11 protein-coding genes are annotated in these 11,990 nt (G+C 69.1%); 8 read left to right on the top strand and 3 right to left on the bottom strand.

The features are described from left to right. Positions 1-120: 120 nt before the first annotated feature. From AU195_RS08280 to AU195_RS08270, 3 genes are all read right to left on the bottom strand, one after another. Positions 121-1,224 carry a DUF4185 domain-containing protein gene (locus AU195_RS08280; RefSeq protein ID WP_157531082.1) on the bottom strand — a complete coding sequence of 368 codons (1,104 nt, stop codon included), beginning with the start codon at positions 1,222-1,224 and terminating at the stop codon, positions 121-123. Positions 1,225-1,295: 71 nt separating this feature from the next. Further along, complete coding sequence (locus AU195_RS08275; protein WP_059158573.1) at positions 1,296-2,330, bottom strand: aspartate-semialdehyde dehydrogenase; 1,035 nt, start codon at positions 2,328-2,330, stop codon at positions 1,296-1,298. Between the two features lie 33 nt (positions 2,331-2,363). Beyond that, positions 2,364-3,629 carry an aspartate kinase gene (locus AU195_RS08270; RefSeq protein WP_059158572.1) on the bottom strand — a complete coding sequence of 422 codons (1,266 nt, stop codon included), beginning with the start codon at positions 3,627-3,629 and terminating at the stop codon, positions 2,364-2,366. Positions 3,630-3,733: 104 nt separating this feature from the next. Here AU195_RS08270 and AU195_RS08265 point away from each other — a divergent pair, with 104 nt between their 5' ends. From AU195_RS08265 to AU195_RS08230, 8 genes are all read left to right on the top strand, one after another. Continuing rightward, complete coding sequence (locus tag AU195_RS08265; protein ID WP_059158571.1) at positions 3,734-4,333, top strand: nitroreductase family protein; 600 nt, start codon at positions 3,734-3,736, stop codon at positions 4,331-4,333. Positions 4,334-4,458: 125 nt separating this feature from the next. Further along, positions 4,459-5,712 carry an ammonium transporter gene (locus AU195_RS08260; protein WP_059158570.1) on the top strand — a complete coding sequence of 418 codons (1,254 nt, stop codon included), beginning with the start codon at positions 4,459-4,461 and terminating at the stop codon, positions 5,710-5,712. A gap of 113 nt (positions 5,713-5,825) precedes the next feature. Continuing rightward, complete coding sequence (gene glnT, locus AU195_RS08255) at positions 5,826-7,145, top strand: type III glutamate--ammonia ligase (RefSeq protein ID WP_059158569.1); 1,320 nt, start codon at positions 5,826-5,828, stop codon at positions 7,143-7,145. Positions 7,146-7,174: 29 nt separating this feature from the next. Then, positions 7,175-8,071, top strand: a complete 897-nt coding sequence (locus tag AU195_RS08250; RefSeq protein ID WP_059158568.1) for a class II glutamine amidotransferase domain-containing protein — start codon at positions 7,175-7,177, stop codon at positions 8,069-8,071. Then, positions 8,059-8,751 (top strand): protein glxC, encoded by a 693-nt coding sequence (locus AU195_RS08245; protein ID WP_059158567.1) that lies wholly within the window; start codon positions 8,059-8,061, stop codon positions 8,749-8,751. Before AU195_RS08250 ends, AU195_RS08245 begins: the two co-directional genes overlap by 13 nt. After that, on the top strand, positions 8,751-10,085 hold the full coding sequence (locus AU195_RS08240; protein ID WP_059158566.1) for an FMN-binding glutamate synthase family protein: 1,335 nt from the start codon (positions 8,751-8,753) through the stop codon (positions 10,083-10,085). Before AU195_RS08245 ends, AU195_RS08240 begins: the two co-directional genes overlap by 1 nt. After that, a complete protein-coding gene (locus AU195_RS08235) occupies positions 10,085-11,281 on the top strand; it encodes an NAD(P)/FAD-dependent oxidoreductase (protein ID WP_059158565.1) in 1,197 nt (398 codons plus the stop codon). Before AU195_RS08240 ends, AU195_RS08235 begins: the two co-directional genes overlap by 1 nt. Before the next feature lie 9 nt (positions 11,282-11,290). Beyond that, positions 11,291-11,950, top strand: coding sequence for a helix-turn-helix domain-containing protein (locus tag AU195_RS08230; protein WP_059158564.1), 660 nt, complete (start codon positions 11,291-11,293; stop codon positions 11,948-11,950). Positions 11,951-11,990: the final 40 nt, after the last annotated feature.

Below are 11,990 nucleotides of genomic sequence, written 5' to 3'. Positions count from 1 at the left end.
CATGTGGAGGATCTGTATGCGCTATGAATCCGCTGTGAGAGTGCGGTGGTCGCCGGGCTGCGTAACGCCACGGCGGAAAGTCGCGCCCGGAACCGCCACCACGTCACGCAAACGGGTGGCTCAACGCGGCGGCCACGGTGCCGGCTGACCCGGCTTGTAAGGATTGACCGCGAACTGGATCACCCGGTACGGCGCGTTGTCGCCGAGCGGCGTGGTGTTCCACTGGCTGACGAACACCCGCACCTCCTCGAGCGTCGACCCCGGTGAGATGTAGCCGCCGTACGGCTGGGCCAGCCGGTTGACCTCCGGCGGCGGCAGGAACTCGGCCTGATCCGGCCACTCCCCCGCCACCACGACCGTCGTCACGGGCGCGGTGCCCAGGCCGGCGGGGTTGTCGGCCACCCGCATCTCCATGTTGCCCGTGCTGGCGTTGAAGTACGACAGCACCGTCTCACCGTCGATCTGCCGCACGCTAATCTCGCCGATGCGGTCCGGCCACAGCGGCGTCGGCGCGTATCCCCAACCCTGCTCCGCCGACCAGCCCTGCCACGCATCGCGGTCGGTGAATGCCTGCGGCGCAACGCGATACAGCACCACCGGTCCGCTGCGGTCGAAGTCGTTGGCCACGATGTACACCCACCCGCTCGGGGAGTCCGCGGTCGGGATGGGGTCGTAGTAGCCGCTGATCTGCGACTGCCGCCCCTCGGCGTATTCAGCGTCGCGCTCCGAACCCGGAACCGTGCGCCACTCCCCTTGTCCCGCTTCGGCTTTCACCAGGCGGGAGGTCTGTGGCCGCAGATCGCTGGTCGTGGTGACCAGCATGTAGTTCTCGCGGTTGATCTGCACCACGCCCGCAGGCAGTTGCGACGACCCGGCCGGCGCCGGATCGGCCAGCAACGGGACGTCGACTCCGGTGACGCCGTCGTAGCGCACCCCGCCCGGATCGAGGATCGAGTCGGTGTCGACGTGCAGCGCGATCGGCGAATACCAGCCCCCGAACCCCACGCCCTGCCCGGCGAAGCTGTCGCCGCACACCTGCAGGATCCCGCTCGGGAACTCCATGAATTCACACAGGTCCGTCGCACCGATACCGTAATCGCGCGTGGGCGTCCCGGTTCCGGCCGTGGGCCCGATGCGCACCACCTGGCCGGGCGCCAACGGCGGCAACACCGGGCCGGGCACCGGCGCGGGTGGTTGCGCGTGCGCGGCGGGTGCGGCAGCCATCGCCGAGATCGACGTAATGGCGAGAATCACTCGTACTTTCTCGCCCAAACGTTCGTTTCGGCGAGAGCCGGTCACAACTGGGCGGCCAGCAGCTCGGCGATCTGAATGGTGTTCAACGCCGCGCCTTTTCGCAGGTTGTCACCGGAGATGAACAGCGCCAGCCCGCGACCTTCCGGCGCACCCGGGTCCTGACGGATCCGGCCGACCAGCGATTCGTCGACACCGGCGGCGGCCAGCGGCGTCGGCACGTCGACCAGCTTCACACCGGGCGCCCCGGCCAGCAGCTCCTGCGCGCGCTGCACCGAAAGCGGTTGCGCGAACTCGACGTTGAGCGACAACGAGTGCCCCGTGTAGACCGGCACGCGCACACATGTCCCGCTGACCAACAGGTCGGGGATGCCGAGGATCTTGCGGCTCTCGTTGCGCAGCTTCTGGTCCTCGTCGGTCTCGCCCGAACCGTCGTCGACCAGCGATCCGGCCAGCGGCACCACGTTGAACGCGATCGGCGCGACGTACTTGTTCGGCGCCGGGAAGTCGACGGCTCCACCGTCGTGCACCAGGTCGCGGCTACCCGACACGACGGCGCTGGCCTGGCCGAACAGTTCCTCGACACCGGCCAGCCCGCTGCCCGACACGGCCTGGTAGGTCGATGCGATCATGCGCACCAGACCGGCCTCGTCGTGCAGCGGCTTGAGCACCGGCATCGCGGCCATCGTCGTGCAGTTCGGGTTGGCGATGATGCCCTTGGGCCGATTGCCGGCATCGCGGGTGAAGTTGACCTCGCTGACCACCAGCGGGACGTCGGGGTCCTTGCGCCACGCCGACGAGTTGTCCACGACGACGGCGCCCGCCTCGGCGAACCGCGGCGCCTGCACCCGCGACATGGTGGCGCCCGCCGAGAACAGCGCGATGTCCAGACCGGACGGATCGGCGGTCTCGGCGTCCTCGACCTCGATCTCCTGACCGCGGAACGGCAGCTTCTTGCCCTGTGAGCGCGCCGAGGCGAAGAACCGGACGCTGGTCGCGGGGAAGTCGCGCTCTTCGAGCAGCGTGCGCATCACCTGGCCGACCTGGCCGGTCGCGCCGACCACACCGATGCTGACCATGTCAGATCCCCCGTCGCTTCGCTCGCCGCATCACTACCGTCCGGTCCCTGCGTAGACGACCGCCTCTTCGTCACCGCCGAGGCCGAACGCCTCGTGCAACGCGGCCACGGCCTTGTCCAATTCCGTGTCCTTGACCAGTACCGAGATGCGGATCTCCGAGGTCGAGATCAGGTCGATGTTCACGCCGACCTCGGCGAGCGCCTCACAGAACGTGGCGGTGACGCCCGGGTGGCTGCGCATCCCCGCGCCGATCAGCGACACCTTGCCGATGTGGTCGTCGTAGAGCACGCGGGTGAAGCCGATCTCGTCCTGCAGCGAGGTGAGCTTCTCCACCGCGGTGCGAGCGTTGTCCCGCGCACACGTGAACGTGATGTCGGTCTTACCGTCCTCGATCTTGCTGATGTTCTGCAGCACCATGTCGATGTTCACGTCGGCGTCGGCGACCGCGCGGAACACCTTGGCGGCGTATCCGGGGACGTCGGGCAGGCCCACGACGGTGACCTTCGACTCGCTGCGGTCGTGAGCTACTCCGGTCAGGATGGCGTCTTCCATGGCGATGTCCTCGATCGATCCTTTGACGATGGTCCCGGGCTTGTCGCTGTACGACGAGCGCACGTGGATGGGCAGGTCGTAGCGGCGGGCGTACTCCACACAGCGCAGCATCAGCACCTTGGCGCCGCACGCCGCCATCTCGAGCATCTCCTCGAAACTGACGGTGTCGAGCTTGTGGGCGTTGGGCACGATACGCGGGTCGGCGGTGTAGACGCCGTCGACGTCGGTGTAGATCTCGCAGACGTCGGCGTTCAGCGCGGCGGCCACGGCGACCGCGGTGGTGTCCGACCCCCCGCGGCCGAGCGTGGTGACGTCCTTGGTGTCCTGGCTCACGCCCTGGAACCCGGCGACCAGAACGATCTGGCCCTCGTCGAGCGCCGACCGCAGCCGGGTCGGGGTGACGTCGATGATCTTGGCGTTGCCGTGGGTGCCGGTGGTGACGACGCCGGCCTGCGAGCCGGTGAACGAGCGGGCCTGCGCGCCGAGGGACTCGATGGCCATCGCCACCAGGGCGTTGGAGATGCGCTCACCGGCGGTGAGCAGCATGTCCAATTCGCGCGCGGGCGGCGCCGGGCACACCTGCTGGGCCAGGTCCAGCAAATCGTCGGTGGTGTCACCCATCGCCGATACCACGACGACCACGTCGTTGCCCTGCTTCTTGGTCTCGACGATGCGTTCGGCGACGCGGCGGATGCGCTCGGCGTCGGACACCGAGGAGCCACCGTATTTCTGGACGACGAGCGCCACTGAACAAGCCTTTCGCGCGGGAAAAAGTCCCACCAAGGATAAGGGCTGCGCGCACCTGCTTTTTCCCTCCGTCGCGCCGCGGGCCACACCGGTAGCGTCGACGCGTGGCCACTCCGCCCACCGATCGGCACGCCGACACCCGCGTCCCCATCCATCCCCACCTCGCCGCGCGCTGGAGCCCCCGCGCGTTCGATCCGGCGGCCGAACTCGGCGAGGACGACCTCACCGGGCTGCTGGAGGCCGCGCGGTGGTCCGCGACGTGGGGCGGCAGGCAACCGGTGCGGTTCGTCGTCGGGCGCCGCGGCGACCCGACGTTCGACGCACTGGCCGGGGTGCTGCGCCGCGGCAACAGCTACGCGAAGGCGGCCAGCGCGCTCATCCTGGTCTGCGCCGACGAGGGGGATGACGAGCGCACCGCCCGCTACGCGGTGTTCGACGCGGGCGCGGCGGTCGCCAACCTCACCGTCGAGGCGGTCTCGCGCGGGCTGATCACCCATCCGATGGCGGGCTTCGACCCCGAGGCGTCGCGGCAGGCGTTCGGGATCCCCGAGGGTGTCATCCCGCTGGCCGTCGTCGCGGTCGGACTGCTCGGTGACTACGCGCAGGCCGACGAGGCCGTCGTCGAACGCGACTCGCGGCCGCGCGAGCGGCTGCCGCTGGCGGACGTCGCGTTCAGCCGGACCTGGGGCCGCCCCGCGCTCTGATTCTCGGCGACACGAACACAATTAACGCCGTTGCAACACAATCGGACCTGCCTCCGTAACAGAAACATCGGTTACTGCCAGTGATCGGCCTGCCGTGGGCCGCTTACCCGCAGAAAAGGTTTCACATGGATACAGGAACCACAGCCTTCATGCTGTGTTGCATCATCGGCCTCACGCTGATGATCCCCGGCCTCGCCCTGTTCTACGGCGGCATGGTCTCGGTGAAGAGCTCGACCAACATGATGATGATGACTTTCGGGGCCGTCGCAGCCGTCGGGTTGCTGTGGGTCCTGTTCGGCTTCTCCATGGTGTTCGGCACCTCGTACGGAGGGTTCGTCGGCAGCTTCACCGAGTTCGCCGGCATGACCGACCTCCTCGAGCCGATGACCACCGTCGACGGCCTGCCGATCAGCCTCTTCGCTGTCTTCCAGGCCCTGTTCGCCGCGATCACCGTCGCGCTCATCTCCGGTGCGGTCGCCGACCGCATGAAGTTCGGCGCCTGGATGGGCTTCGCCACGCTGTGGGCCGTGCTGGTCTACTTTCCGGTCGCGCACTGGGTGTTCGCGTTCGACGGCGTGGTCACGGAGAACTCGGTCGGCGGCTGGATCGCCAACACGCTCGGCGCCGTCGACTTCGCCGGTGGCACCGCGGTGCACATCAACGCCGGCGCCGCGGCGCTGGCCGTCGCGATCGTGCTCGGCAAGTCGGCGATGTTCGGTCAGTTGCGCAAACCGCACAACGTGCCGCTGACCCTGCTCGGTGCGGGTCTGCTGTGGGCCGGCTGGTATGCGTTCAACGGCGGCTCCGCCCTCGCCGCGGGCAACTCCGCGGCCATCGTCATGGTCACGACGTTCGTCGCCACCTGCGCCGCGGTGCTGGCATGGCTGGCCGTCGAGAAGATCAAGACCGGCCACGTCACCGGTGTGGGCGCCGCGTCGGGCGCGATCACCGGCCTGGTCGCCATCACCCCCGCCTGCGGCGCGGTCACGCCGGTCGGCGCGATCTTCGTCGGCGGTATCGCCGGCGCCATCTGCGTGTACGCGGTCGGACTCAAATCCCGCTTCGGCTATGACGATTCGCTCGACGTCGTCGGCGTGCACCTCGTCGGCGGCGTGGTCGGCACGCTGCTGATCGGTTTCTTCGCCAGCGAGGGCATGCCGAACGGGGTCAACGGCCTGTTCTACGGCGGCGGCATCGACCAACTGTGGAAGCAGGCGGTCGCGGCCGGTGCGGTGATGCTCTATTCGTTCGCGGTCGCGTACATCATCGCCTTCGCGCTCAAGAAGACCGTCGGCATCCGCATCTCGCCCGACGAGGAGGAGCAGGGCATCGACGCCAAGTTCCACCGCGAATCCTCATACGACATGCAACCCGTCTGATCCGGACCGCGGCCGGCGCGGGGCGTGCACACCCCCGCGTCGGCCGCATTCGCATGTCCGTCGAGTTTCTTATCGTGATACATTGATTCATAACAAGAGACAGAGGTTCTGCCATGTCCGCCGATCTCGCCGCCCTCGCCGAGAAGACCGGCACCAGGTTCATCCTGGCGCTGTTCGTCGATCTGCGCGGAAAGCCCTGCGCCAAGCTGGTTCCCGTCGAAGCCGTCGAGCAGCTCGCCACCGAGGGTGTCGGCTTCGCCGGGTACGCGGTGGGCGCCATCGGGCAGGAGCCCAAAGACCCTGACCTGATGGCGATCCCGGACACTGAGTCGTTCACGCCGGTCCCGTTCGTCAAGGACGGCCTGGCGATCGTGCACTGCGACCCCCACGTCGAGGGCAAGCCGTGGCCGTACGCGCCGCGCATCATCCTCAAGACCATCATCCAGCAGGCCGCCGATGCCGGCTTCGAGCCCTGGGTGGGCGCGGAGGTCGAGTACTTCCTGCTCACCCGCAACGCCGACGGCAGCCTCGCCACGGCCGACGCCGCCGACACCGCCGCCCAGCCCTGCTACGACGCCCGCGGGGTGACCCGCATGTACGACCACCTGACCGCGATCTCGTCGGCGATGAACCAGTTGGGCTGGTCAAACTACGCCAACGACCACGAGGACGGCAACGGCCAGTTCGAGCAGAACTTCCAGTTCTCCGACGCGCTGACCACCGCTGACCGCGTCATCACGCTGCGCTACCTGCTGTCGATGATCGCCGCCGAGCGCGGCATGGTCGCCACCTTCATGCCCAAACCGTTCGGGGACCGCACCGGTAGCGGCCTGCACTTCCACCTGTCGCTGACCAGTGGCGGCACCCCGGTGTTCCCCGCACGGTCCGACGACGAGGACGGCAGGGGCCTCGGCCTGTCGGACACCGCATACGCCTTCATCGGCGGCATCCTCGACCACGCCTGCGCGCTGCAATCCGTGATCGCCCCGACGGTCAACTCCTACAAGCGGACCGGCGCTGTCAGCACCGCGTCGGGCGCATCGTGGGCGCCGCGCAGCGCCACCTTCGGCGGCAACGACCGCACCCACTACATCCGGGTGCCCGACGCCCAGCGCATCGAACTGCGCGGCGGCGACGGGTCGGCGAATCCGTACCTCGCGGTCGCCGCCGCCCTGGGCGCCGGCCTCGACGGGATCAAGCGCTCGACTGACCCGGGTGCGGTCGGGGCGGTCATGCAGGGCCGTTCCACACTGCCGCCGACCCTGCTGCACGCGGTCGAGGAGCTCGAAGGTGACCCCGTCGTCTCCGGCGTCCTCGACGCCGCGGGTGACGGCGTCGCGCGCTACTTCGCCGACCTCAAGCGTCGCGAGTTCTTCGACTACCACGGCACGGTCAGCCCGTGGGAGGTCGACCAGTACCTGACGGCGTTCTGACGTTCCGACGACGAAAGAGAGAGCGACACATGTGCGGCATCGTCGGGTTGCATCTGCGCAACCCCGAACTCCATCCACGGCTGGGCGAACTGCTCACCGGGATGCTGTGCGAGATGTCCGATCGCGGAAGCGATTCGGCGGGCGTCGCGGTCTACGGTGACCCGACCTGGACGCCGCCCGGCCACGGCTGCGTCTCGCTGCTCGAGATCGGGGCGTCCCCGGAGTCGGTGACCGACGCGGTGGGTACGGCGCTGGGCGTGCCGGTGTCGGTGACAGTGCTGGACGCCACCTACCTGGTGACCGCGCCGGCCGAATCCGAGGCACTGCTGGCCGCGGCGCGCGCGGCGTTTCCCGGCGCGCTCGTCGCCGGGTTCGGCACCGATCTGGCGGTGCTCAAGGGCGTCGGCGATCCGCACGCGTTGACCGAGGCATGGGGACTGGCGTCGGCGCAGGGTTGGCAGGGCGTGGGGCACACCAGGATGGCCACCGAGTCGGCGGTCACCCCGTCGGGGGCCCATCCGTACGCGGTCGGACCGGACCAGTGCCTGGTGCACAACGGGTCGTTCGCCAACCACGCCACGGTCCGGCGCGAACTACGCGCCGCCGGTGTGGAATTCGACAGCGAGAACGACACCGAGGTGGGCGCGCGCTTCGTCGCCGCCCAACTCGCGGCCGGTCGTGACGTCGAGACCGCGCTCAAGGAACTGTGCGCCACCTTCGACGGCTTCTACACGCTGCTGGTGTCCAACCGCGACTCCTTCGCGGTGGTGCGCGACGCCATCGCCTGCAAACCCGCGGTCATCGCCGAGACCGCCGACTGGGTGGCGATGGCCAGTGAATACCGCGCGCTGTCCGGACTGCCCGGCGTCGAGCACGCCGCGATCTGGGAGCCCGAACCCGAGGTGGTGTACGCATGGACGCGTTGACCCCCACCCGTTTCGATCTGCGCACGACCTCGCTGCGCGAGGTCAACGCCGCACTGCACCGGCCCGATCTCGCCGGCGAATTCGTGATCGAGCACCCAGACGGGGCGCACAACGTCGCCGTCGGGCTCGACGCACCCGTGCGGGTGACGGTCGAGGGCCACGTCGGCTACTACGCCGCAGGCATGAACCAGCACGCCGAGGTCGTCATCGAGGGCAACGCCGGCACCGGTGTCGCCGAGAACATGATGAGCGGCACCGTGTGGGTGAAGGGCAACGCCTCCCAGTCGGCGGGTGCCACCGGACACGGCGGCCTGTTGGTCATCGAGGGCAACGCCGCTGCGCGGTGCGGTATCTCGATGAAGGGCATCGACATCGTCGTCGGCGGCGACATCGGGCACATGAGCGCCTTCATGGCCCAGGCCGGCCGGCTCGTCGTGCGCGGGGATGCGGGCGAGGCGCTCGGCGACTCGATCTACGAGGCCCGCCTCTACGTGCGCGGTGCCGTGGCGTCGCTGGGCGCGGACTGCGTCGCCAAGGAGATGGGTGCCGAACACCATGAGGAACTCGGGCAGCTGCTCAAGGCGGCGGGCTTCGAGGACGACGACACCGCGTCCTACACCCGTTACGGCTCCGCCCGCACGCTCTACCACTTCCACGTCGACAACGCAGGGGCGTACTGATGACTGCCGCCGATCGTGCCGCACTGCGCGAATCAGCCACCTTCGACCGCGCCACCATCGCCGCGATCCAGCGCGCCGCCGACACCGGCGTCTACGACATCCGCGGCTGGGGCGCCAAGCGGGCACTGCCCCACTTCGACGATCTGCTCTTCCTCGGCGCCTCGATGTCGCGGTATCCGTTGGAAGGCTACCGCGAGAAGTGCGCCACCGATGTGGTGCTGGGCGGTCGGCACGCGAAATACCCGTTGCACCTGGACATCCCGGTGACCATCGCGGGCATGTCGTTCGGGGCACTGTCCGGCCAGGCCAAGGAGGCGCTGGGCCGCGGCGCCGGCGAGGTCGGCACGTCCACCACCACCGGTGACGGCGGCATGACGCCGGAGGAGCGCGGGCAGAGCAAGCACCTGGTGTACCAGTACCTGCCGTCGCGCTACGGCATGAACCCCGACGACCTACGCAAGGCCGACGCGATCGAGGTGGTGCTCGGTCAGGGCGCCAAACCGGGCGGCGGTGGAATGCTGTTGGGGCAGAAGATCTCCGAGCGTGTCGCGGCGATGCGCACGCTGCCGCAGGGCATCGACCAGCGGTCGGCGTGCCGGCACCCGGACTGGACCGGACCCGACGACCTCACCATCAAGATCAACGAGCTGCGTGAGCTCACCGACTGGGAGAAGCCGATCTACGTGAAAGTCGGCGCCACCCGCACCTACTACGACGTCAAGCTCGCGGTGCACGCCGGCGCCGACGTGGTGGTGGTCGACGGGATGCAGGGCGGGACCGCGGCCACCCAGGAGGTGTTCATCGAGCACGTCGGCGTCCCGACGCTGGCCGCGATCCCCCAGGCGGTGCAGGCGCTGCAGGAACTCGGGGTGCACCGGGCCGGAAGACAGGGTGTGCAGCTCATCGTCTCCGGCGGTATCCGCACCGGCGCCGACGTGGCCAAGGCGCTCGCCCTGGGCGCCGACGCCGTCGCGATCGGCACCGCGGCGCTGATCGCACTCGGCGACAACCACCCGCGGTACGCCGCCGAGTACGAGGAGATCGGCAGCGCCGCAGGCTTCTACGACGATTTCCAGGACGGGCGCGATCCGGCCGGGATCACCACGCAGGACCCGGAACTGGCCGCCCGGCTCGACCCCGTCGAGGCGGGCCGCCGGCTGGCCAACTACCTGCGGGTGCTCACGATGGAGGCGCAGACCATCGCCCGCGCCTGCGGGAAGGCCCACGTCTGCCACCTCGAACCCGAGGATCTGGTGGCCGTCACCATCGAGGCCGCCGCGATGGCCCGGGTCCCGCTGGCCGGCACCAACTGGATCCCCGGGGCGGGCTTCTGATGGGTGAGACGGCCGACGTCGTCATCGTCGGAGGCGGTCTCGAGGGCGCCGCGGCGGCCTGGGCGCTGGCCGAGCGCGGGGTCACGAATGTGGTTGTCGCCGAACGGCACACCGTCGGGTCCGGGATGACGGGCAAATCGAGTGGCATCGTGCGCTGCCACTACGGCGTGAGCTCACTGGCCGCGATGGCCACCGTCGGGCTCGAGGTGTTCGAGAACCCGCAGAAGTTCCTGGGAGATGAGGCATCCGACATCGGGTTCCGCCAGACCGGCTACGTCGTCGGCGTCGGCGAACCAAACGTCGACGCCATGCGCAAGAGCCTCGCCGCGCAGCGCGCGGTCGGGGTACAGACCGAGGAGGTCGACGCCGCCGAGGTCGCGCGCATGTGGCCGTTCGCGGACCTCACACCGTTCGCGGCGTTCGGGTGGGAACCGCGCGGCGGCTACGGCGACGCGTACCAGACCGCGCAGGCGTTCGCGGTGGCCGCCCGAGCGGCCGGTGTGCGGGTGCGCCAGAGCACCGCCGTGCGCAGCCTGCTGACCGACGGTGGCCGCGTCACCGGGGTGAAACTCGCTGACGGCGGCGAGATCTCCGCCGAGACCGTCGTCGTGGCCACCGGCGCCTGGACCCGCCCGTTCCTCGCCCAGCACGGCATCGACGTGCCGATCCGCGTCGTGCGCGAACAGATCGTGATGATCGACCCCGGAGTCGAACTCGGTCCGGTGCCGGTCTTTTCCGACCTGGTGTCGCTGCAGTACATCCGGCCCGAACCCGACGGAACCGTGCTGTTCGGCAACAGCGATCTGGCCGACAACGAGGAGACCGACCCGGACGACTACCTCAACCGCGCCACCGACTCGTTCGTCGACATCACCGTCGACAAGGTGGGCACGAGATTCCCCGGATTCCCCGACGCCTCGATCACCAGCAGTTACGCCGGCTGCTACGACGTCACTCCGGACTGGAACCCGGTGATCTCGCGCACCGATCTCGACGGCCTCGTCGTCGCGGCCGGATTCAGCGGCCACGGTTTCAAGATCGCGCCCGCGGTCGGCCGGCTGGTGGCGGACCTGATCGTCGAAGGACACAGCGCCGACCCGCGAATCCCCGAGACCGACTTCCGGCTGTCCCGCTTCGCCGAGGGCGACCTGCTCCGCACGCCGTACCCGTACGTCGGCGCCGGCGAGATGCGTTAGACAGGTGCTGTGAGCCCCTCCGACGATCACGTGCCACTGCTCCGCAACGAGTCGGGCACCGCGCGCGAGCGTGACCCACACGAACCGGTCACCGACACCGAGTTCGAGGCGGCGATCGGGCGAAACGTGCGCCAGCTGCGTCAGCAGCACGGTTTGACCGTCGCCGAGATGGCCGCCCGCGTCGGCATCTCGAAGGCGATGATGAGCAAGATCGAGAACGCGCAGACCTCCTGCAGTCTGTCCACCCTGGCCTTGCTGGCCAAGGGCTTCGACGTGCCGGTGACCAGCCTGTTCCGCGGCGCGGACGTCGAGCGCCCGGCCGCTTTCGTCAAAGCGGGCACCGGCGCGCGGATCGTGCGCAACGGCACCAAGGAGGGGCACGACTACCAGCTGCTGGGGTCGCTGCGCGGTGAGCACAAGCGGCTGGAGTGCCTCGAGGTCAGGCTGTCGGAGAAGAGCCGGACCTATCCGCTGTTCCAGCATCCGGGCACCGAGTTCATCTACATGCTCGAAGGCGTCATGGACTACAGCCACAGCCGGTCGGTGTACCGCCTGCACCCCGGTGACTCGCTGCAGATCGACGGCGAAGGTGCGCACGGCCCGGTCGACCTGGTCGAACTGCCGATCCGGTTCCTGTCGGTGATCGCGTTCCCTGACTCCGCCGTGTGACGCAGGGTTTGGGGGTCGGGGCCCGGCACGCTACAGTGGG

The organism is Mycobacterium sp. IS-1496, assembly GCF_001499995.1.
In the GTDB taxonomy this organism is placed as follows: Bacteria; Actinomycetota; Actinomycetes; order Mycobacteriales; family Mycobacteriaceae; genus Mycobacterium.
Note: the sequence above shows the minus strand (reverse complement) of the source record. Positions and strands in the feature narration are given on the sequence as shown.